The organism is Microbacterium sp. STF-2 (assembly GCF_034650155.1).
In the GTDB taxonomy this organism is placed as follows: Bacteria; Actinomycetota; Actinomycetes; order Actinomycetales; family Microbacteriaceae; genus Microbacterium; species Microbacterium maritypicum_A.
The window spans coordinates 507,893-529,429 of the sequence record NZ_JARKMW010000001.1; the positions used below are offsets into that span (position 1 = coordinate 507,893).

The following is a 21,537-nucleotide window of genomic DNA, read 5'->3' on the forward strand; positions in this document are numbered from 1 at the left end:
CGGCACCCTGAGGGGATGTCCGTCGGCACCGACGGGCGAGGACGGCTTCGTCGTCCTCGCGTCGAGAGAGTTCCTCGGGATCAGAGAAGAGCGTCGTCGCCGTCAGCGCCTGCGGTCTTCGGCGTGTGGACGATCAGGACGGGACAGTGCGCGTGTTCTGCGCAAGCGGCGCTGACCGAGCCCAGGAGCAATCCGGCGAACCCTCCGTGACCGCGACTGCCCAGCACGAGCATGTAGCAGTTCTCGCTCAGTCCGATGAGCGTTCGTGCGGGAGTACCGAGCAGCGCCCGCTGGGTCAGTCCGGCTGGTGGTCGTCCACCGAAGGCCTTCCGGATGCTCTCGCTGAGAATCTCCTCGGCGTCCTGTTCGGGCGACCACTCGAGGGCCGCATAGGGATCGACAGGTGGTGCGGTCCATGTGGTGACGACGTGCAGAGTTCTGTTCAGGGCGTCCGCCAGGGGAGCGGCGTAGCGCAGCGCTTCGACCGATGACGCCGAGCCATCGACGCCCACGATGATGCGGTCGGTCCGTGTGATCTCCATGCCCCCACGATCGTGGATCCGGTGCGCGATCCCCGGGACGAAGGTCACACCGATGATCACAGCGGCGGTGCCCGAGGAGCCGGACGGTGCCGCCTTGCGCTCCCGATGCGGATGCGGTCAGCTGCCTTGTCGCGGGGTGAACCGGGCGGAGCGACGGTGCACGCGGTGCGGATATCCGCGAGTCCGAACGGGTGGCGATGCGCGATGGTGATCGGCGAGAGTGTGGAAGAACCAGCCCTTGGCGACCTCGACGCACACCAGATAGCTGACGATCATGCCGACGAGCGCGAGGAAGAACGGAGCGGGCAGTGGCAGGAAGCCGAGCACCTCGGAGAGCGGTGAATACGGCAACCACACGCCCACGGCGACGACTCCGACGGAGGTAAGGATGAGAGCGAGGGAGGGCGTGCTGCGGAAGAAGGGGATGCGGCGGGTGCGGATCGCGAAGATGATCAGTGACTGGGTCGCGATGGACTCGATGAACCAGCCCGCTTGGAACTCGCCCTCGCGCGCGTGCAAGGCGAAGATCATCAACGCGAATGTCGCGAAGTCGAACAGCGAGCTGATGGGCCCGAAGACCAGCATGAACCGTCGGATGAAGCCGATGTCCCAATGCGCGGGGGCCTTGAGCTGCTCGGGGTCCACGCGATCGCCGGGGATCGCGAGCTGCCCGGTGTCGTAGAGCAGATTGTTCAGCAGGATCTGTCCCGGAAGCATCGGCAGAAACGGGAGCACCACAGAGGCGACGGAGGCGCTGAACATGTTCCCGAAGTTGCTGGACGTGCCCATCAGCACGTACTTGATCGTGTTCGCGAAGATCCGCCGCCCCTCGGTGACCCCGTCGGCCAGCACACCCAGGTCTTTGTCCAGCAGCAGCACGTCTGCCGCATCCTTGGCGACGTCCGCGGCCGTCTCGACGGACACGCCGATGTCGGCCTGGTGAAGCGCGAGCGCATCGTTGACGCCGTCGCCGAGGAATCCGACCGCTCGCCCTTCGTGGCGCAGCAGCCCCACGATCCGGGCTTTCTGCTCGGGGGAGACACGGGCGAAGACAGACGCCCTCGCGGCGGCGGCCCGCAGGTCGGCGTCGCTCACGGCATCGATCCCAGATCCTGTGAGAGTGCCGCCGGAGGTGAACCCGAGGTCGTCGAGGACCTTTTCGGCCACCTCGGCGCTGTCACCGGTGGCGATCTTCACGGTGATCCCCAGCGTCGTCAGCCGTTCCAGCGAGGCGCGAGCGTCGGGTTTGGGTCGGTCGACGAACGTGAGGAACCCGATCAGGGTCAACCCCTGCTCGTCGCCGGGTGTGAGCTGCCGAAGCTCGGGGGCGGGACGCCGTGCCACCGCGATCACCCGCGCGCCGACACTGTACTGGGCGGCCAGGATGCTCTCGGCAGCGGACGGTATGTGCGCGCACGCGCCCATGACATCCTCCGGCGACCCTTTCGTGACGAGCGTGCGCACGCCATCCGGCGCATCGACCAGTGCCGAGGTCATCCGCCTTTCGTGGTCGAAGGGAAGCAGGTCGATCCGCTGAAAGGTCTCCGGATGGGTACGGGCCGGACGCGCAGCTGCCCAGAGTGCGGCGTCCAGCGCATTCAGGCGGTGTTTTCCCTGGTCGCCGAGGGCGCCGTCGGCCTCAGTGGACAGCAACCCCCACAGCAAGACCTGGTCCGGTGGGATCGATCCATCCACGCTCAGGGCCTCATCGAAGCGGACCGTTCCTTCCGTGAGGGTCCCGGTCTTGTCGGTGAGGAGTATGTCCATGTCTCCGAGGTCTTCGATGCAGACGAGTCTCTTCACCAGGACCCGGCGTGCGGCCAGCGCCCGCGATCCGGCGGCGAGACTGGCGCTGATCACGGCAGGGAGGAGCTGCGGAGTGATGCCCACGGCGATCGCGAGGGAGAAGAGCAACGCATCCAGCGGAGGACGCCTCAACAGCACGTTCGCGATGAAGATCGCCGCCGTCAGGATCAGCGCGACGCTGAGCAGCAGCGCAGAGAATCTGCCGAGTCCGCGCTGGAAGTCGGTCTGCGGCTGCGGGGTCGACAGGCCGGCAGCGATCTGTCCGAACTCCGTCCGCGGTCCGGTCGCGATCACGACTCCTGTCCCGCTGCCGGACTGCACGACAGTGCCCATCAACACGCAGCAGGCGAGGTCTCCGATCGCGGCGTCGTCAGCCACCGGCTCCACGATCTTCTCAGCGGGGAGGGACTCGCCGGTCACGATGCTCTCGTCACAGGACAGGTTGCTGGTGGTGAGCAGTCGCATGTCCGCGGGGACGACGCTGCCCATGCTGAGGTCGACGAGGTCGCCGACGACGAGATCGGTGACGTCCACCTCGCTCCCTGCGTTCCCGCGCACCACCACAACCGTGTGCCTCAGCTGATCGTGGAGCTGGTCCGCCGCGCGTTCCGCACGGAACTCGTTCACGAAACCGAGCCCGATGCTCGCAGCCAGGATCACGGCGATGATGACGGCATTCGTGGCCTCTCCGAGAAACACCGACAGGCTGGCTGTGACGCACAGGAGAATCAGGATCGGGCTGCGCAGCTGACGTCCCAAGACGATCCAGGGCTTCGCCCGCCGTGCGCGCAGAGCGTTCGGCCCGTCAGCTGCCAGTCGCTCGCCGGCGTCTCCCACGGACAGTCCTTCCGAGCTCGACCTCACACCGGAGAGCACAGCATCGCTCGTCTGCGCCGCCGCTGCGCGCAGGGAGAGTCGGGGCGGTGTCGTCGATCTCTCGACTCGAGTGCCACGGTCCATGCTTGCTCCCCATACGGCGCCATCCGCCGCTGTCGCTCCGCCATATACGGTCGTCGAAGATTCCGTCGACGCGGCCCTGGCGTCGACCTCTCCATTCCAACGCAGTCCGAGTGGATGAGACGGGACTTTCGGCCCCCGTCGCGGTGAGGTATCGGCTCGGCGGACCAACAGGCTCGGGACCTTCGGCACTGGAGCTCATGAGCGAACGGAGATGTACTCGTGCTCATGACGCGAACCCCCTTCCGAGAAGAAAAGCGATGAGTGCGTCCGAAGCCCTCAGCTGGCCGAGCATCGAGCTGACAGAACCGTCACCCCCGACGCTGGAGGCTCTGAACGCGTGGTGGCGTGCAGCGAACTACCTGTCGGTGGGGCAGATCTACCTGCTCGACAACCCTCTGCTGCGCGAACCGCTCACCCGCGACCACATCAAGCCGCGACTGCTCGGCCACTGGGGGACCACGCCCGGCCTCAACTTCATCTACGCCCACCTGAACCGCGTCATCCGAGAGCGTGCGCTCGGCGTCCTCTTCGTCGCGGGGCCGGGTCACGGCGGGCCCGGGATGGTCGCCAACGCGTACCTGGACGGCACATACAGCGAGGTGTACGACGCGATCCCGCGCAGCGAGAACGGCGTCCGCGCGCTGTTTCGCCAGTTCTCCTTCCCCGGGGGGATTCCGAGCCACGTAGCGCCGGAGACCCCGGGGTCGATCCACGAGGGTGGCGAGCTCGGCTACTCGCTGTCCCACGCATACGGGGCCGCATTCGACAATCCGAACCTGCTGGTCGCTGCGGTCGTCGGCGACGGCGAAGCCGAGACCGGGCCCCTGGCGACCGGATGGCACTCGAACAAGTTCCTCGATCCCCAGCACGACGGGGTGGTGCTGCCGATCCTCCACCTGAACGGCTACAAGATCGCCAATCCGACCGTGCTCGCCCGCATCCCCGAGGAGGAGCTGCTGCAGCTGATGCGCGGGTACGGGCACACACCGTACCTCGTCTCCGGAGGCTTCGACGGTGAGGATCCCGTCGACGTGCACAGACGATTCGCGCACACCCTGGATCAGGTGCTCAACCACATCGCGCAGATCAAGGCGGATGCGGCGTCGGGTGCGCTCGACGCCCGTCCCGCCTGGCCGATGATCGTGCTGCGCACCCCCAAGGGGTGGACCTGCCCGAAGGAGATAGACGGACATCCGGCGGAGGACAGTTGGCGTTCGCACCAGGTTCCTCTTCGGAACGCCCGCGACACGCTCGCGCACACCGAGCTGCTCGAGCACTGGATGCGCTCCTACCGGCCGGAGGAGCTGTTCGACGACGCCGGTTCGATCAGGGCGTCCATCGCCGCTCTCGCGCCGGAGGGGGATGCGCGGATGAGTGCCAACCCTGTCGCGAACGGCGGCCTCCTGCGGAGGGACCTGGTTCTCCCTGACTTCCGCGACTACGCCGTCGATGTCCCGGCCCCGGGAGGGTCCGTGAGTGAGGCCACTCGCGTTCTCGGCACCTGGCTGCGCGATGTGATCGCGGCCAACCCGAAGGACTTCCGGATCTTCGGCCCCGATGAGATCGCCTCCAACCGTCTCGACGCCGTCTTCGAGGTCACGGACAAGCAGTGGAACGCCGCGCTGTGGCCGATCGATGACGACAACCACCTGGCCAGGGCCGGCCGCGTCGTCGAGATGCTCAGCGAGCATCAATGTCAGGGGTGGCTCGAGGGCTACCTGTTGACGGGGCGTCATGGAGTCCTCAACTCCTACGAGGCGTTCGTGCACATCGTCGACTCGATGTTCAATCAGCACGCCAAGTGGCTGAAGACCGCGAAGGGCATTCCCTGGCGCCGACCGATCTCCTCGCTGAACTACCTGCTCAGCTCACACGTCTGGCGTTATCTCGTCAGTGACCCTTCCTCGCAGATCCTCGTGGATTGCGGACTGTTCCAGGGATTCAAGGTGCTCCGCGAGCGCAATCGTGCACCGTTTCCGGTTCCTCCGGAGTCCGTCGACGCGGTGGTCCTCACCCACGCGCATCTGGATCACTCCGGGTACTTGCCGGGACTCGTCCGAGACGGGTTCGGGGGTCGCATCTACGCGAGTGCAGGCACGGCGTCCCTCTGCCGGATCATGCTCATGGACAGTGCGCATCTGCTCGAGGAGGAGGCACGGCATGCGGCGAAGCACAAGTGGTCTCGGCATGAGCACCCCAGGCCTCTCTACACGACGCGGGATGCGGAGCGCGCCGTGGAACGATTCGTCATCGTGCCCGAAGGGGAGGAGACATCCGTATCCGGCGCGATCGGCGTCGTGCTTCATCCGGCCGGTCACATCCTGGGCGCCATGAGCGCATACCTCGACGTCGACGGTCGTCGGCTGTGCTTCACCGGTGACCTCGGACGAACCGATGATCCCCTCATGCGGCCGCCGCACCCTTTCGAGGGCGCCGACGTCCTCGTGACCGAATCCACGTATGGAGATCGCGCACACAGCACTGTCGACCCGGAATCATCGTTGGGGGACATCGTGCGGCGTACGGTGCGTCGCAACGGAGTGGTGCTCATCCCCGCCTTCGCCGTCGGCCGCACCGAGACGGTGCTGTTGCATCTGTCCCGCCTGCGGGACCGCGGTGAGATCCCCGATGTGCCGATCTACGTCAACAGCCCGATGGCGATCAGCGTCGCCGAAGTGTACCGACGCCACCCGGAGGAGCATCGGCTGTCCCGGGAAGAGGTCGATCGGCTGTATGCACTCGCGACGCCGATCCACAGCGTCGACGACTCGAAACTGCTCAATCTGCGCGGAGGGCCGATGATCATCATCTCCGCGAGCGGAATGCTTGCAGGAGGACGCATCCTGCACCACCTTCAGGCCTACGCGCCCGACGCGCGCAATGCGATCGTCCTCACCGGATACCAGGCCGGCGGCACACGCGGAGCTCGTCTCCTGTCCGGCGCGCGCTCCCTGCGCGTGTTCGGCAGAGAGATCGCCGTGGAAGCCGAGGTCGTCGCGATCGACTCGATGTCAGCGCATGCTGATGCCGATGGGCTGCTCCGTTGGATGCGGGGCGTATCGCACGCTCCCCGTGCCGTCTACGTCACGCACGGTGAACCCGCCGCCGCCGACACGCTGCGATTCCGGATCGAACACGAGCTGGGATGGCCGGCACGCGTTCCCGACCACGGAGAAAAAGTACCGATCGGTCCCGAGCCCCGACCCCGCGCACGTTTCGCCCCCTGAAAGGAAACCACTCATGCAAGAGAGCATCCTGGTCGGAGTCGTCGACACCCCTGCTTCCCGACGGGCCGTCGAGTGGGCGGCGCACCGCGCGAATGAACGGCTCAGCAGGGTCGAGCTCCTCTCGGTCGTGGGCGGCGCGATCGGCACGGTCGGCGAAGGGGCGGTCGTCGCCGAGGCCATCAGCCTGACGCAGACGCTGCTCGAACGCGAAGCGGAGCATGTCAGGGCGCACGGGGTGAAGGTGGACACCCTGGTCGCGCGAGGAAACCCGGTGGACGAACTGATCAGCGCATCGATGGTGTGGGATCTCCTCGTGATCGGAAGCGACTTCCGGGGGGATCATGCAGGTGCGCGGAGCATCCGCCGCGGCCTCCGTGTGGCCGCAGGCGCCCACTGCCCGGTGGTCGTCGTTCCCGACATCGACCTCGCCGGTCGACGCGGCGTGATCGTGGGCGTCGACGGATCCCCGGTGTCCGGGAAGCTCATCGACTTCGCCGCGGCCGAAGCCGCGCGTGCCGGCGATCCGCTCACCGTCGTCAACACCTGGGTCACGGTCCCGCTGCCGCTCAACATGTCGGCCTATCCTGCGGACTATCTCTCCGGCATGCAGAAGGTGACGGAGGAGGCACTGACGGATTCTCTGGCGGGGATCTCTCGCCTGTACCCGCAGCTCGAGGTGCATCGAGTCGTCGAGCGCGGTTATGCCGCCACCGTCATCAACCGCCTCGCGCGGGACGCGCGTCTCACGGTCATCGGTTCTCACGGCCGTGGCGCGATCGCCCGATTCCTCCTCGGTTCGACCAGCCAAGAGGTCCTCTCGAGTCCCTCCACTGTCACCGTGCTCGTCCGGTGAGCGCCCGCCACGGTGGGACCTTCGACCCGGGGAAGAAGGTCCTGCGGCGTCAGAATCGAGGCATCCACGAGTCCCGTCCAGGAGGAATGATGCGAGCAGCAGTCGTCACAGAGTTCGGTGCACCGGCGCAGGTGGAACAGCGTCCCATCCCGCAGCCGGGTCCGGGCCAGGTCCTTGTCCGGGTGGAGACATGCGGACTGTGCCACACCGACATCCACGCCATGCGCGGAGATTGGCCGGTCAAACCTCCGCTCCCGCTCATCCCGGGGCACGAAGGCGTGGGCATCGTCGAACAGCTCGGTGACGGCGTGACCAGCCGCACGGTCGGACAGAGAGTCGCGATGCCCTGGCTCGGCCACGCATGCGGCGAATGCCGGTACTGCGTCGATGGTCGAGAGAACCTCTGCGAGAGCCAGTACAACAACGGCTACGCCGTCGACGGCGGCTACGCCGAGTACATGCTGGCAGACGCCCGCTTCGCCGTTCCTGTTCCGGACGGCATCACCGCGATCGATGCCGCGCCGCTTACCTGCGCCGGAGTCACGACCTACGCGGCGATCAAGAACGCGCATGTCACGCCGGGCGAGACGGTCGCGATCTTCGGTGTCGGGGGGCTCGGTCACCTTGCGGTGCAGTATGCGCGCCTGGTGGGCGCCAAGGTCATCGCGGTGGACATCACCGACGAGAAGCTCGATCTGGCATCCGAGCTGGGTGCCGACCACGTGGTGAACGCCGCCGACGCCGATCCGGTCGCTGCGATCCGAGATCTCGGTGACGCGGACGTCGTCGTCGTCCTCGCGGTCGCCCCCGCGGTCTTCGACCAGGCCTTCCGCTCTCTGAACCGCGGCGGCAGGCTCGTGCTGGTGTCCCTTCCCGCCGGTGGGGAGCTCACGGTGCCGATCTTCGACACCGTGCTCAAGGGGATCAGCATCATCGGCTCCATCGTCGGGACCAGGCAGGATCTGGCAGAGGTCTTCGACCTTCATGCCGCCGGACGAACACGGGTCGTCACCGAGCCCCGCGAGCTGGACCAGGTCAACGCATCGGTCGACGAGGTGCTGGCGGGGACCGTGCCGGCCCGCCTCGTGTTCCGGTATCACACCGCCGATGTCGTGTCGACGCACGACGGCACCGCCGCCTCCCTGTGACGTGCGCGTTGAAGAGGATCACCCGCTTCGGGGGTCAACCTGCAAGGGTGCCGGCGGTGGGACTCGAACCCACACGCCCTTTCGGACAAAGCATTTTGAGTGCTCCGCGTCTGCCATTCCGCCACGCCGGCTCGTGTGTCGCGTCTACGACTTTAGCGCAGGGGAGGGGGAGTGATCCTCCGCGCAGGGTGGTTACGGCCTGTGGACAGGGGCACTCCACTAGGATGGTTGTGTGACAGAGCAAGAAGAGCAGGCTGAGCAGCCCACGTCATCCGCACCCCGACGCGTCGTCGTCGCCGAAGATGAGTCGCTGATCCGTCTCGACATCGTCGAGATCCTCCGCGACAACGGCTTCGATGTGGTCGGTGAGGCCGGTGACGGAGAGACCGCTGTCGCTCTGGCGACCGAGCTGCGTCCCGACCTGGTCATCATGGACGTCAAGATGCCTCAGCTCGACGGCATCAGTGCCGCCGAGAAGCTGCACAAGGGCAACATCGCCCCCGTCGTCCTCCTCACGGCATTCAGCCAGAAGGAGCTCGTCGAGCGCGCCAGCGAGGCGGGTGCTCTCGCGTACGTCGTGAAGCCGTTCACCCCGAACGACCTCCTGCCCGCGATCGAGATCGCGCTGGCCCGCCACGAGCAGATCATCACGCTCGAGGCCGAGGTCGCCGACATGGTGGAGCGCTTCGAGACCCGCAAGCTCGTCGACCGTGCAAAGGGCCTCCTCAACGAGAAGATGGGCCTGAGCGAGCCCGAGGCGTTCCGATGGATCCAGAAGGCGTCCATGGACCGCCGTCTGACGATGCAGGACGTCGCCAAGGCGATCATCGAACAGCTCGCTCCCAAGAAGTAGCGGTGGACGCCGGGATCCTCCGGCTCGATACCGAGCACATCCTGCGGCCCGTACGGCGGGGCGATGGCGCTGCGCTCTCACGCGCTTATCTCGCGAACCGCGAGCATCTCGCACCGTGGGAACCCACCCGCAGCGAGGCGTTCTTCTCCGTCGACTCGCAAGAGCAGCATGTGCAGCAATGCGTGGATGATGCGGCCAGTGGCCGCAGCATCCGCTTCGTCATCGAATCCGGTGACGGAGAGATCCGCGGACGAATGAACATCAACAACATCGTCCGTGGCGCGTTCTGGAGCGCCGACCTCGGATACTGGGTCGACAGGTCGAGGCTGCACCGTGGGCTCGCGAGCCGCGGGGTCGCGCAGATCATCGAGTACTCGCGCGCAGAACTGCGCCTCCATCGGCTGCAGGCGGCGACGCTGCTGCACAACCTCGGGTCACAACGGGTGCTGCTCGGAAACGGCTTCGAGCGCATCGGCATGGCGCCGAGATACCTCCGCATCGCGGGGGAGTGGCAGGACCACATGCTGTTCCAGCGACTGCTGGAGGAACCGCTCAGCGCTCGGCGGGAAGGTCCTTGATCATGTTGGTGATGCGGATCGTCGAGCAGCGACGCCCCTGATCGTCCGTGACCACGATCTCGTGAACGGTGATGCTCCTGCCCAGGTGCACGGGCGTGCACACTCCCGTGACGACACCCGAGGTCGCCGACCGCGTGTGCGTCGCGTTGATGTCGACACCGACGGCGAGTCGGCCGGCACCGGCGTGCAGGTTCGCCGCCATCGATCCGAGGGACTCCCCGAGCACCACGTAGGCGCCGCCGTGCATGAGTCCCACCGGCTGGGTGTTGCCTTCGACGGGCATGGTCGCGACGCAGCGCTCGACGCTGAACTCGACGAACTCCATGCCCATCTTCTCGGCCAGAGCACCCATTCCACGGGCCGTGGCCCAGTCGAGTCCCTCGCTCATCGCGACGTCGCTCATGCATCCTCCTCAGCGGGTGTCTGTCGTCCTCGTTAGGCTGACAGGGTGACGGACTCCGCAAAGCCTACCCTCATGGTCGTCGACGGCCACTCGCTCGCCTATCGTGCCTTCTTCGCCCTCCCGGTCGACAACTTCACGACCAAGGACAATCAGCACACCAACGGCATCTACGGCTTCCTGTCGATGCTGGTGAACCTCATCAAGGCCGAGCAGCCGACGCATCTGGCGATCGCCTTCGACACCTCGCGTCATTCGTTCCGCACGGATGAGTACCCGGAATACAAGGCGACGCGGTCGGAGTCGCCACAGGAGTTCAAGGGTCAGATCCCTCTCCTTCAGGATTGCCTCGCCGCCATGTCCATCCCGGTCCTGACGAAAGAGGGGATCGAGGCCGATGACATCCTCGCGACCCTCGCGTCGCAGGGCGCGGAGCAGGGCTTCGAAGTGCTCGTCGTCTCCGGCGACCGCGACACCATCCAGCTCGTCAACGACGATGTCACGCTGCTGTACCCGTCGGTGCAGGGTGTCTCCCAGCTCAAGCGCTACGACCCGTCCACCGTTCAGGAGCGCTACGGGGTGCGACCAGAGCAGTACCCCGACATCGCGGCACTCGTCGGGGAGACGAGCGACAACCTCCCCGGCGTGCCGAAGGTCGGCGAGAAGACCGCGGTCAAGTGGCTCACGCAGTTCGGCTCGCTCGATGAGCTGATCGCCCGTGCCGATGAGATCAAGGGCGTGGTCGGCGGCAACCTCCGCGACCACATCGAGGACGTCCGTCGCAACCGCAAGCTCAACCGCCTGCTCACCGACGTCGAGCTTCCGGTCGGCCCCGCCGATCTCGCGGTGGCACCGATCGATCCGCAGGCTGTGCGTGACATCTTCGCGCGCCTCGAGTTCCGCACCCTGTTGCCTCGCGTGTTCGAGGCCGTGGGCGCAGGCGAGGTCGCCGACGACCCCGCATCCGTCGTCGTCCTTCCCGTCCCCGCTGAGGTGACGCCGACCGATCTCGCCACGTGGGCCGCGGCCCAGGAAGGCGACGTCTCTCTGCGCATCACGACCCAAGGCGGGGTCCCCGTGCGCATCGGTGCCGCCACGCTGACCGAGCTCCGCGAGACCGACTGGGCAGACGCCGCCGCCGAAGCGTTGCGCGGATGGATCGAGTCCGACGCGCCGAAGGTGCTCCACGACGCGAAGCCGCAGGTGAAGGCGCTGATCCGCCAGGGCGTCCGCCTCGGCGGGCTCGCCTACGACACGAGCCTGGCTGGCTGGCTGCTGCGCCCCAGCTTCCCCGACAAGACGCTCTCCGATCTGGTCGAACGCTACCTCGGCGAGAAGCTTCCCGAGGCCGATCCGACGCAGCTCGTCCCCGAGACGGAGGGGGCCACCCCGTCGCAGGAGGCATGGTTCGCGCTTCGCGTCGCCGATGCGCTTCGCGAAGACATCCCCGAGCCGGTCGCCGCGGTCCTGGTCGACATCGAGCTCCCGACACTGCTCACCCTCGCCGATATGGAGGTCGCGGGCGTGGCGGTTTCTCACGACGTGCTGTCGACGTTCTCCGGTGAGCTCGCCACCCGAGCCGAAGGGCTCGCGCAGGAGGCGTTCTCCGTCGTGGGACGGGAGTTCAACCTCGGCTCGCCCAAGCAGCTCCAAGAGGTCCTGTTCGAAGACCTCCAGCTCCCCAAGACCCGCAAGACCAAGACCGGCTACTCGACGGATGCCGCGGTGCTGGCCGACCTGCAGGAGAGCAATCCCCATCCCTTCCTGAGCCTTCTGCTGCAGCATCGCGAAGCCACAAAGCTGCGCCAGATCATCGAGTCGCTCGACACGGCCATCGGCGACGACCACCGTGTGCACACGACCTATGTGCAGACCGGAAGCCAGACCGGTCGTCTCTCCAGCACCGATCCGAACCTGCAGAACATCCCGGTGCGCACCGAGGAATCTCGCCGCATCCGCAGTGCTTTCGAAGTCGGCGAGGGGTACGAGTCTCTGCTCACGGCTGACTACTCGCAGATCGAGATGCGCATCATGGCGCACCTGTCCGGTGATGAAGGATTGATCGAAGCGTTCAACAGCGGAGAAGACCTTCACCGCTTCGTCGGCGCGCGGGTGTTCGGCGTCGAGCCGAGCGACGTCACTGCGGCCATGCGCACCAAGGTGAAGGCCATGTCGTACGGTCTCGTCTACGGCCTCTCCGCCTTCGGGCTCTCCAAGCAGCTGCGTATCGAGCAGTCCGAGGCCAAGCAGCTCATGGTCGAGTACTTCGCACGTTTCGGCGCCGTGCGCGACTATCTGCGGGCCTCGGTGATGAAGGCGAAGGAGGTCGGCTACACCGAGACGATCTTCGGCCGCCGTCGTCCGTTCCCTGACCTGGCGAGTCCGAACCGGGTGCTGCGCGAGAACGCCGAGCGTGCGGCGCTCAACGCTCCGATCCAGGGCAGTGCGGCCGACATCATGAAGATCGCGCTCCTGCACATCCACGACGATCTCCGGTCCGAGCAGCTCTCCTCTCGCGTGCTGCTGCAGATCCACGACGAACTCGTGGTCGAGGTCGCTCCGGGGGAGTGGGATGCCACGGAGCGGATCGTGCGCGCCCGGATGGGGGATGCGGCCGAGCTCTCGGTGCCGCTCGACGTGCAGGTCGGACGCGGCCGCGACTGGAACGAAGCGGCGCACTGAGACCCGGCGGCGAGAGGGGGTCGGGGATTAGGCTGACAACTATGACTTCAGCTCCCCGCACTCCCTCCGCCATCGACGCCGTCGCCGATGAATGGGTCGACACGATCGCGGTACTGGCGCCCACTCTCGGGACCTACATCGGCCGCGACGAGGTGAACGATCGCTTCGGTGACCTGAGTCCCGCGGGGCATGAAGAGATCGCCGCTGCGACCCGCGCGACGCTCGACAGGCTCTCCGCCCTCGAGCCCGTCGACGCGATCGACGAGGTGACCAAGACCGACCTGGGCGCGGAGCTGCGTCTCGATCTCGAGTTGCACGACGCGAAGTGGCATCTGCGCGATCTCAACGTCATCGCCTCGGCGGCGCAGGATGTGCGCGCGGCCTTCGATCTGATGCCGACCGCGACCGTCGAGAACTGGGACGTGATCGCGACGAGGCTCGCCGCTGTTCCCGACGCCCTCCGTGGCTACGTCGAGACGCTGCGCACCGGTATCGCCGAGGGGGTGACGCCGGCACGTCGTCAAGTGATCGAGGTCGCGACGCAGATCGACCGTTACACCGCGGATGACGGATTCTTCGCCGCGTTCGTCGCGGAGGCCGACCCCGAAGAAGGCCAGCTGCCCGCCTCGCTCGCGCGTACTCTCGCCGACAACTCCGCCGCCGCACGCGTCGCGTACGACGAGCTGCGCCGCTTCCTCGCGGAGGAACTCGCCCCCGCCGCCGGAGAGGTCGACGCCGTCGGACGCGACCTGTACGCGCTCAACTCCCGTCGCTTCCTCGGGGCGACGATCGACCTCGACGAAACTTACGAGTGGGGCCGCGAAGAGCTCGCGCGCATGGTGGCGGAGCAGACCGCGATCGCGAATGAGATCCTGCCGGGGGCCTCCGTCGAAGAGGCCGTGGCCCACCTCGAAGCCGACCCTGCCCGCAAGCTCGTGGGCACCGACGCTCTCCAGAAGTGGATGCAGGAGACGAGCGATCGCGCGGTCGCCGAACTCGGAGCCTCCCACTTCGACATCCCCGAGGCGATCCGCACGCTCGAGTGCATGATCGCGCCCACCCAGGAAGGTGGCATCTACTACACGGGCCCGACCGACGACTTCTCGCGTCCCGGTCGTATGTGGTGGTCCGTTCCCGAGGGCGTCACGGAGTTCGACACCTGGCGAGAGCTCACCACCGTCTTTCATGAGGGCGTGCCGGGCCACCACCTGCAGATCGCCCAGGCCGTGTACAACCGGGCCGAGCTCAACTCCTGGCGCCGGCTGTTGGCCGGCACCTCGGGCCACGCCGAGGGGTGGGCCCTGTACGCCGAGCGTCTGATGGAGCAGCTCGGCTACCTCGACGATCCCGCCGATCGACTCGGCATGCTCGACGGGCAGCGTATGCGGGCGGCCCGTGTGGTGCTCGACATCGGCGTACACCTGGGCAAGCCACGTCTCGATGGCGCGGGAGTGTGGGATGCGGAGTATGCGCTCGACTTCATGCGCCAGAACGTGAACATGTCGGATCAGTTCGTGCAGTTCGAGGTGAACCGCTACCTCGGCTGGCCGGGGCAGGCTCCGTCGTACAAGGTCGGTCAGCGCATCTGGGAGCAGGTGCGTGACGGCGTCCGTGCGGCGGAGGGCGACGCCTTCTCCTTCAAGGGCTTCCACAAGCGTGCGCTCGACATGGGTGGGGTCGGCCTCGACACGCTGCGCAGCGCGCTGCTTCCCCGCTGACGGGAATGCGATTCGATCGCCGCGTGTTCATTCACCTGAATAGAGAGGGATGACATGGGCATCGAATTCGGGCTGGACACCTTCGGGGACATCACGAGGGACGCAGACGGAGAGCTCCTCACCGGAGCGCAGACCATCCGCAACATCGTGGAGCAGGCAGAGCTCGCCGACACGGTGGGCGTGGACTTCTTCGGGGTGGGGGAACACCACCGCGCCGAGTTCGCTGTGTCCGCGCCGGAGATGGTGCTGGCCGCGATCGCGGCTCGCACGGAACACATCCGACTGGGCACCGCGGTGACCGTGTTGTCCTCCGACGATCCGGTACGTGTGTTCGAACGCTTCTCGACGCTGGACGCGCTTTCGAACGGTCGCGCCGAGGTCGTTCTCGGGCGCGGATCCTTCATCGAGTCCTTCCCACTGTTCGGCTACGACCTCCGCGACTACGACGCACTGTTCGAGCAGAAGCTGGAGCTGTTCGTCGAGCTGCTCAAGGAAGAGCCCGTGACGTGGTCGGGCACGATGCGGGCGTCGCTCGACAACGCGAACGTGTTCCCCAAGACCGAGAAGGGTCTTCGCACCTGGGTCGGTGTCGGTGGAAGCCCGGAGTCTGTCGTGCGGGTCGCTCGTCACGGGCTCGGGCTCATGCTGGCGATCATCGGGGGACCGGCCCATCGGTTCAAGCCGTTCGTCGACCTCTACCACCGCTCCGTGGCGTCGTTCGGCACGACCTCGCACCCCGTTTCCGTTCATTCGCCGGGCCACATCGCCGAGACCGACGCGGAGGCCTGGGACGCGGCGTACTCCGGCTTCGAGGCGATGAACAACACCATCGGCCGCGAGCGCGGCTGGCCGGCATACAGCCGCGCGCGTTTCCAGAACGATGTCGGTCCGGAAGGGGCGATCTATGCGGGCTCACCGGATCGAGTCGCCGCGAAGATCGCCGACACGATCACGACCTTGGGTCTCGGACGGTTCGACCTGAAGTACGCGACAGGTACGCTGTCGCACGAGTCGATGATGCGCAGTATCGAGCTGTACGGCACCGAGGTCATCCCGCGGGTGCGCAAGATCCTCGCCGCGCACGACTGACGACATCTCGCGCGGCCTGTCCGGCGCTCAGCTCTACGATGAGGAACATGGCCAACACCGCCCTGCCGAGCCGCTCCTCACTGGCCGAGCGCCTGGACGTCCTGCCGTTCACGCGTCGACACCTCCGGCTGCTCACCGGATCGGGGCTGGGATGGGCCCTGGACGCGATGGATGTCGGTCTGATCTCCTTCATCCTCGCGGCCCTCACGCAGCAGTGGGGACTGACCAAGGGCGAGGCGGGGTGGATCGCCTCGGTCGGTTTCATCGGGATGGCCATCGGCGCGACGCTCGGCGGTCTGCTGGCCGATCGCTTCGGTCGCCGCCAGGTGTTCGCACTCACCCTGCTCGTGTACGGCATCGCGACCGGGGCCAGCGCGCTCGTCGGCGGAATCGCGGTACTCCTCGTGCTGCGATTCCTCGTCGGGCTCGGTCTCGGTGCCGAGCTCCCGGTCGCGTCGACGTACGTGAGCGAGTTCGCTCCTGCTCGAATCCGCGGTCGTCTGATCGTCGTGTTGGAGGCCTTCTGGGCGCTCGGATGGACGGCAGCCGCCGTCATCGGGTTCCTGGTCATCCCGGCGTCCGACGACGGTTGGCGCTGGGCCTTCGCGCTCGGCGCGATTCCTGCCGTGTATGCCCTGTTCGTGCGGTGGCGGATGCCCGAGTCTCCGCGATGGCTCGCCTCGCGTGGACGCATCGCGGAAGCTGATCGCATCGTCTCGGCCTTCGAGGCTGATGCCGGTGTGGGGACGGCCCCGGCCATTCGGAAGGAGCCGGCGTCCCGCGCGATCGCGGTCACGGCTCGGGCCCGCCTCGCCACGCTCTGGAACCCCGAGTTCCGCCTGCGCACCCTCTGCCTCTGGGTGGTGTGGCTGGGCGTGAACTTCGCCTACTACGGCGCGTTCATCTGGATTCCGAGCATCCTCGTGGACGCCGGGTTCGATCTCGTCCGCTCGTTCGGATTCACACTGATCATCACGCTCGCGCAGCTTCCGGGATACGCGGTCGCCGCGTGGCTGATCGAGGTCTGGGGGCGACGGCTGACCCTGTCGGTGTTCCTTCTGGGGTCGGCCGTCTCGGCTGTGATCTTCGGCACGGCCACGACCGAGGGGGCGATCATCGCTGCGGGCATGGCTCTGTCTTTCTTCAACCTCGGTGCCTGGGGCGCGCTGTACGCCGTCACGCCCGAGATCTATCCGACGTCGTTGCGGGGAACGGGCGCGGGCTGGGCCGCCGGGGTCGGCCGCATCGCATCGATCGTGGCGCCGCTTTCCGTACCGGTCCTTCTGATCGCCGGTGGGGCTCCGCTGCTGTTCGCCGTGTTCGGCGTGTGCTTCCTCGGTGCGGCCGCCGCAGCATGGGGGCTCGTCGATCGGGGTGGTCAGGCTCTCGACGACCGTTGACGCCGCGCGTCGTGAGCCGCAATAGGCTGGGACGATGGCAGATGTGCGGTTCGTGGCGATCGGCGACTCGTTCACCGAGGGGGTCGGTGACGTTCTTCCGGATGGGCGGGAGCGCGGCTGGGCCGATCTCGCGGCCCAAGGCTGGGCGGACGCGGCGGGCCACTCCATCCAGTACGCGAACCTCGCGATCAGGGGCAAGCTCGCCTGGCCGATCGTCGAGCAGCAGCTCGAACCCGCGCTCGCTCTGCGCCCGACGCATCTCTCCTTCAACGGCGGTGGCAACGATATGCTGCGCCCGCGCACCGATGTCGAGCACATCGCCGATGCCTTCAGTCGCGTGCTGCGGCGGTGCGATGAGGAGGGCGTCACCATGATCCTGCTCTCGGGTGCCAATCCCAGCGGGCAGCTCCCGATGGGCTCCCTCGTCCAGCGGCGCGGCGATCTGCTCTCCGACGCGGTGCTCCGGCGGATCGAGGAGCGCCCCGACGTGGTCCGAGCACTCAATTGGCCGGATCGTGAGCTCTCCCGCGGTGCGTACTGGGCGGATGACCGTCTGCACATGAACGCGGCGGGTCACCACCGTGTAGCTGCCCGCGTGCTGCACGCGCTCGGCTTCGAGCCCCCGGCGACATGGTGGGCCCCGAATGATCGACGGGGTACCGGGCCATCGGGGCTCGCCTACTACCGGGAGTTCGTCGGTCCCTGGGTCCGCCGACGCGTGACGCGCACCTCGTCGGGCGATGGCCGTACGGCGAAGTACCCGTCCTGGGTCGAACGAGTGCCCTCGTGATGCGAAGCGGTTCCTCGGTTGCGGGGGATCGGTGAGCGACTTCGAATTGGCGCGTATACCCGCCGGTGTCCTGACGCTGCACGATGCGCGTCGTGACGAGCGGCGTGATGTGACACTCGAGCCGTTCCGGATCGGTGTGTATCCGGTGACGGAGGAGCAGCTCACCGAGGTGCTGGGCATCCCGGTGCGCCACCCGCGTCGCCCCGCCGCCGACCTCAGTTGGTTGCGCGCGATCCACTTCTGCAACGCCGCATCCGAATGGGAGGGCCTGGATCGGGTCTATCTGTTCGATGGCGAGGAGGTGACCTGGGACACGACCGCCGACGGGTACCGGCTCCCCACCGAAGCGGAGTGGGAGTTCGCCTGCCGCGCCGGGTCGACAGGTCCGCACTATGCGCCTCTTGCCGATGCGGCATGGACGAGTGCGGACGGGGTGTCCTCTCCGCAGGACATCGGCGGCAAGCTGCCGAACCTCAACGGTCTCTTCGACACGCTCGGCAACGTCTGGGAGTGGTGCTGGGACCTGTTGGATCCCGCCCGTTATGACGACTACCGCGTCTTCCGCGGCGGCGGGTTCGCCGACGACGCGTGGAGCGTGCGCGCATCGGTGCGTCGCGGGGGAGCACCTCGCATGCACCATGACGATGTCGGGTTCCGACTGGCGCGGGGTGCGTTCGACACGGTCGACGGTGCACAGGGCTGGTCCGCGCGCGCGGACCGCGAACGTGCTGTCCGGAATGGACCGTTGCCTTCCGGATGGACGCCTCGTCGGAGCTGAGACGCCGGTACCGCGCGGCCGCCGTGTCCGCATCACTCCACGTTTTGTCCTGTCATCCCGCGGATGGAAAGCTGGAGACATGGCACCTTCCTACGCGCTTATCGTCTCCCAAGGCCGAGTGGCCGATCGCACCGACGGAGCGCTCGTGGGGGCACGACGCGTGGGTGACGCGGTCTCGGCATTGCTGGAGATCGAACCGCACGTCGTCGGCACCCCGACACCGGGCCTGGTCGATGACTGGTCCGTCGCGCTTCCCGAAGCGGAGGCGACTCTGAGCGGATTGCGCGCAGCGGTGCACGACGCCATCTCTACGGGCGCGACACCCCTCCTGATCACGAACACCTGCGCGGCGAGCCTCGGCACTCTTCCCGCTGCTGCCGAGCACCATCCCGACGCCGTCGTGCTCTGGATCGACGCACACGGCGATTTCAACACTCCGGATACGACGGATTCGGGCTATCTCGGCGGTATGGTCCTGGCCGCGGCGTGCGGACTCTGGGACAGTGGGCACGGCGACGGCATCGATCCGACGCAGGTGATCGTGGTCGGCGGTCGCGACATCGACGTCGCTGAGGGTGAGTTGCTCGCAGAAGCGGGGGTCACCGTTCTCGCTCCTTCCGAGAGCACGCCGGAGCGCATCCTCGAACTCGTCGCCGGACGTCCCGTGTGGATCCACGTCGATTGGGACGTGCTCGAACCCGGGTACATCCCCGCCGCCTACCGGGTCGGAGGCGGGTTGCTGCCTCACCACGTGGCGGCGATTTTCGCGGCGCTGCCGTCCGACTCGGTCCGGGGGATCGAACTCGCGGAGTTCGAAGCCGGCGACGATGAGGTGCCGGAGCGCGTCAGCGTCGAGCTCATCGTGGAGACGCTGCAGCACCTGCTCCGATAGGGTGCGCTCAGCGCCGACGTTCCGGATCGAGGCCCATCCGGATGCGCGTCCGCTTGCGTTCGATGAGGATGAACACCGTGCCGATGATCCAGAGGGGGATCGGCATCAGGAACGCGATCCGGAAGGCCTCGAGCGAGTATGTCTCGGGAGTGCCGGCGCCCTGCAGGTCGAGTGCGAGGCCGATGAGGAAGATGGCGATGAGCGCGGCGATGAACCCTCCCGCGTTCGTCACACCGGTGGCGGTGCTCAGACGGTGGGTGGGGTTGTGCGTCCGCGCATGGTCGAACGCGATCATGGAGGCGGGCCCTCCGGTCGCGAGGGCGATCGCCAGCACATAGAGGAGCCAGCTGGGCGCGGTGTCGGGCACAGCGATGACAGCGACCCACGCTGCCATCTGCACCCCGACGGCGGGGAGCACCAGCGCGAGCGACCGGTGATTCGGAAGCCGCCGGGAGAGGTCGCCGATGAGGGGTCCCAGAAGCATGCCGGCCACGACATATACGGAGATGATTCCCGCGGCGTGGGCCGTATCGAGCCCTTCCGCCGCGGTGAGGAAGGGCATTCCCCAGAGCAGCACGAACGCGGTACCCGCGAACGGGGTCGTGAAGTGCGACCAGAAGGCCAGCCGCGTGCCCGGGTGTGCCCAGGCGGCACGTATGCCGACACCGGTATCTATGGCGGAGGTGACGACGCGGACGACACCGGTATCGGTGTTCACCGTGACGTCGGCGCCGCGCTCTGCGGGATGGTTGCGAATCACCAGCGCCACGAGGATGGTGAACAGCACACCGAGGCCTGCGATGCTGCCGAAGGTGATGGTCCAGCTGGTGGCGTGCAGGAGTGCGGCCAGCGGGACCAGGGCGATCAGCTGGCCGGCTTGCCCGATGATGCCGGTGAACTGGACCATGAGCGGTCCGCGTTGGGCGGGAAACCAGGTCGCGACGAGTCGTAGCACCGCTGGGAAGATCGCGGCATCACCGGCACCGAGCAGGACACGCGCGAAGATCGCGATGCCGATGCTGGGGGAGAGGGCCATGGTCAGCTGGCCCGCGGCCATCAGCAGCATGCCGACGGTCATGATCGGGCGCGAGCCGAAGCGATCGAGGAGCACTCCGATCGGGATCTGCATTCCGCCGTACACGGCGAGTTGGACCACGGCGAAAAGAGCGAGCGTCGATGCATCCGCCTGGAAGCGGTCGGCCGCTTCGACGCCGACAGCGCCGAGCGATGTGCGGTTTGTGATGGCCAACACGTAAGCGGCGACTCCGACCGACCAGATCACCCAGGCTCTCCACCCCGGTGTCGAGACGGGGGAGGGGGAGACCTGCGGCACGCCTCAACGCTACTCCTCCGGCTACTCCTCCGCGGACGCGCATTCGGCGACTTCCGCTCGATGTCGGTCGGGGTCGCTACGGTGGCGCCATGACCAGTTCCCCTTTGCACCACTCACTCGACTACATCGAGCTCGTCGTCACCGATATGGAGGCGTCGAAGAGTTTTTTCGGTGACGCCTTCGGCTGGAGCTTCAACGACTACGGACCGGGATACGCCGGTATCGTCTCGCCGCGCGGCGACGGCAACGAAGCCGGTGGTCTGATGCTGGCCGACGAGCCGCGTCCTGTCGGAGGTCCGCTCGTACTGCTCTATTCGGAAGACCTCGACGCCACGAAGGCGGCTATCGAGAAGGCCGGCGGAACGATCCTCCAAGAGCCGTACGCGTTCCCCGGCGGGCGACGCCTGCACTTCGCCGACCCGACGGGCACGGAGCTCGGAGTCTGGTCGACGCAGTAGGAGTCAGCCGTGGCTTCGCCGGTGTCGCGC

General features: G+C 67.1%; 17 protein-coding genes and 1 tRNA gene. 13 read left to right on the forward strand and 5 right to left on the reverse strand.

The genetic code is table 11. The features are described 5' to 3' along the window. Nucleotides 1–80: 80 nt before the first annotated feature. Nucleotides 81–542, reverse strand: a complete 462-nt coding sequence (locus tag MicroSTF_RS02445) for a universal stress protein (RefSeq protein WP_297553892.1) — start codon at nucleotides 540–542, stop codon at nucleotides 81–83. Between the two features lie 117 nt (nucleotides 543–659). After that, on the reverse strand, nucleotides 660–3,308 hold the full coding sequence (gene mgtA, locus MicroSTF_RS02450; protein WP_322953342.1) for a magnesium-translocating P-type ATPase: 2,649 nt from the start codon (nucleotides 3,306–3,308) through the stop codon (nucleotides 660–662). Nucleotides 3,309–3,565: 257 nt separating this feature from the next. Between mgtA and MicroSTF_RS02455 the strand changes: the two genes are divergently transcribed. From MicroSTF_RS02455 to MicroSTF_RS02465, 3 genes are all read left to right on the forward strand, one after another. Then, on the forward strand, nucleotides 3,566–6,535 hold the full coding sequence (locus tag MicroSTF_RS02455) for an MBL fold metallo-hydrolase RNA specificity domain-containing protein (protein ID WP_322953344.1): 2,970 nt from the start codon (nucleotides 3,566–3,568) through the stop codon (nucleotides 6,533–6,535). A gap of 13 nt (nucleotides 6,536–6,548) precedes the next feature. Beyond that, entirely contained in the window at nucleotides 6,549–7,388 is an 840-nt protein-coding gene (locus MicroSTF_RS02460; RefSeq protein WP_322953346.1) for a universal stress protein, read from the forward strand. An 89-nt stretch (nucleotides 7,389–7,477) separates the two neighbouring features. Next, nucleotides 7,478–8,536 (forward strand): zinc-dependent alcohol dehydrogenase, encoded by a 1,059-nt coding sequence (locus MicroSTF_RS02465; protein WP_322953348.1) that lies wholly within the window; start codon nucleotides 7,478–7,480, stop codon nucleotides 8,534–8,536. 48 nt (nucleotides 8,537–8,584) lie between these two features. Here the strand turns inward: MicroSTF_RS02465 and MicroSTF_RS02470 are convergent. Then, nucleotides 8,585–8,667: transfer RNA gene (locus MicroSTF_RS02470), tRNA-Leu, on the reverse strand. 101 nt (nucleotides 8,668–8,768) lie between these two features. Here MicroSTF_RS02470 and MicroSTF_RS02475 point away from each other — a divergent pair. After that, nucleotides 8,769–9,389, forward strand: a complete 621-nt coding sequence (locus MicroSTF_RS02475; protein ID WP_017830602.1) for an ANTAR domain-containing response regulator — start codon at nucleotides 8,769–8,771, stop codon at nucleotides 9,387–9,389. A gap of 2 nt (nucleotides 9,390–9,391) precedes the next feature. Further along, entirely contained in the window at nucleotides 9,392–9,967 is a 576-nt protein-coding gene (locus MicroSTF_RS02480; RefSeq protein WP_322953354.1) for a GNAT family N-acetyltransferase, read from the forward strand. On the opposite strand, the gene MicroSTF_RS02485 is transcribed toward MicroSTF_RS02480, so the two are convergent. Continuing rightward, entirely contained in the window at nucleotides 9,942–10,370 is a 429-nt protein-coding gene (locus MicroSTF_RS02485) for a hotdog fold thioesterase (protein ID WP_021200587.1), read from the reverse strand. The two genes, MicroSTF_RS02480 and MicroSTF_RS02485, sit on opposite strands and share 26 nt — an antisense overlap. Before the next feature lie 45 nt (nucleotides 10,371–10,415). Here MicroSTF_RS02485 and polA point away from each other — a divergent pair, with 45 nt between their 5' ends. From polA to MicroSTF_RS02520, 7 genes are all read left to right on the forward strand, one after another. Continuing rightward, a complete protein-coding gene (gene polA, locus MicroSTF_RS02490) occupies nucleotides 10,416–13,049 on the forward strand; it encodes a DNA polymerase I (RefSeq protein WP_322953358.1) in 2,634 nt (877 codons plus the stop codon). Nucleotides 13,050–13,090: 41 nt separating this feature from the next. After that, the gene (locus MicroSTF_RS02495; protein ID WP_322953360.1) at nucleotides 13,091–14,767 is read left to right on the forward strand and encodes a DUF885 domain-containing protein; all 1,677 of its coding nucleotides are present in this window, start codon (nucleotides 13,091–13,093) and stop codon (nucleotides 14,765–14,767) included. A 54-nt stretch (nucleotides 14,768–14,821) separates the two neighbouring features. Further along, entirely contained in the window at nucleotides 14,822–15,856 is a 1,035-nt protein-coding gene (locus MicroSTF_RS02500; protein ID WP_322953362.1) for an LLM class flavin-dependent oxidoreductase, read from the forward strand. A 47-nt stretch (nucleotides 15,857–15,903) separates the two neighbouring features. Further along, nucleotides 15,904–17,256, forward strand: coding sequence for an MFS transporter (locus MicroSTF_RS02505; protein ID WP_322953364.1), 1,353 nt, complete (start codon nucleotides 15,904–15,906; stop codon nucleotides 17,254–17,256). 34 nt (nucleotides 17,257–17,290) lie between these two features. Then, nucleotides 17,291–18,046: an SGNH/GDSL hydrolase family protein gene (locus MicroSTF_RS02510; RefSeq protein WP_322953366.1), complete on the forward strand. Its 756-nt coding sequence runs from the start codon at nucleotides 17,291–17,293 to the stop codon at nucleotides 18,044–18,046. Nucleotides 18,047–18,077: 31 nt separating this feature from the next. After that, entirely contained in the window at nucleotides 18,078–18,824 is a 747-nt protein-coding gene (locus tag MicroSTF_RS02515) for a formylglycine-generating enzyme family protein (RefSeq protein ID WP_322953368.1), read from the forward strand. Nucleotides 18,825–18,903: 79 nt separating this feature from the next. After that, nucleotides 18,904–19,716 carry an arginase family protein gene (locus MicroSTF_RS02520; protein WP_322953369.1) on the forward strand — a complete coding sequence of 271 codons (813 nt, stop codon included), beginning with the start codon at nucleotides 18,904–18,906 and terminating at the stop codon, nucleotides 19,714–19,716. Nucleotides 19,717–19,723: 7 nt separating this feature from the next. Here the strand turns inward: MicroSTF_RS02520 and MicroSTF_RS02525 are convergent, their stop codons facing one another. Further along, on the reverse strand, nucleotides 19,724–21,049 hold the full coding sequence (locus MicroSTF_RS02525) for an MFS transporter (protein WP_322953371.1): 1,326 nt from the start codon (nucleotides 21,047–21,049) through the stop codon (nucleotides 19,724–19,726). Nucleotides 21,050–21,138: 89 nt separating this feature from the next. Between MicroSTF_RS02525 and MicroSTF_RS02530 the strand changes: the two genes are divergently transcribed. Beyond that, the gene (locus MicroSTF_RS02530) at nucleotides 21,139–21,507 is read left to right on the forward strand and encodes a VOC family protein (protein WP_322953373.1); all 369 of its coding nucleotides are present in this window, start codon (nucleotides 21,139–21,141) and stop codon (nucleotides 21,505–21,507) included. The last annotated feature ends 30 nt before the right edge of the window (nucleotides 21,508–21,537 follow it).

Bases quoted from the DNA above. Each gene is read 5' to 3' on its own strand.
- MicroSTF_RS02505 (WP_322953364.1), top strand. From the start codon at position 15,904: ATGGCCAACACCGCCCTGCCGAGCCGCTCCTCACTGGCCGAGCGCCTG.
- MicroSTF_RS02485 (WP_021200587.1), bottom strand. From the start codon at position 10,370: ATGAGCGACGTCGCGATGAGCGAGGGACTCGACTGGGCCACGGCCCGT.
- MicroSTF_RS02500 (WP_322953362.1), top strand. From the start codon at position 14,822: ATGGGCATCGAATTCGGGCTGGACACCTTCGGGGACATCACGAGGGAC.
- MicroSTF_RS02510 (WP_322953366.1), top strand. From the start codon at position 17,291: ATGGCAGATGTGCGGTTCGTGGCGATCGGCGACTCGTTCACCGAGGGG.
- mgtA (WP_322953342.1), bottom strand. From the start codon at position 3,308: ATGGACCGTGGCACTCGAGTCGAGAGATCGACGACACCGCCCCGACTC.
- MicroSTF_RS02455 (WP_322953344.1), top strand. From the start codon at position 3,566: ATGAGTGCGTCCGAAGCCCTCAGCTGGCCGAGCATCGAGCTGACAGAA.
- MicroSTF_RS02520 (WP_322953369.1), top strand. From the start codon at position 18,904: ATGGCACCTTCCTACGCGCTTATCGTCTCCCAAGGCCGAGTGGCCGAT.
- MicroSTF_RS02460 (WP_322953346.1), top strand. From the start codon at position 6,549: ATGCAAGAGAGCATCCTGGTCGGAGTCGTCGACACCCCTGCTTCCCGA.
- MicroSTF_RS02495 (WP_322953360.1), top strand. From the start codon at position 13,091: ATGACTTCAGCTCCCCGCACTCCCTCCGCCATCGACGCCGTCGCCGAT.
- MicroSTF_RS02465 (WP_322953348.1), top strand. From the start codon at position 7,478: ATGCGAGCAGCAGTCGTCACAGAGTTCGGTGCACCGGCGCAGGTGGAA.
- MicroSTF_RS02530 (WP_322953373.1), top strand. From the start codon at position 21,139: ATGACCAGTTCCCCTTTGCACCACTCACTCGACTACATCGAGCTCGTC.
- MicroSTF_RS02445 (WP_297553892.1), bottom strand. From the start codon at position 542: ATGGAGATCACACGGACCGACCGCATCATCGTGGGCGTCGATGGCTCG.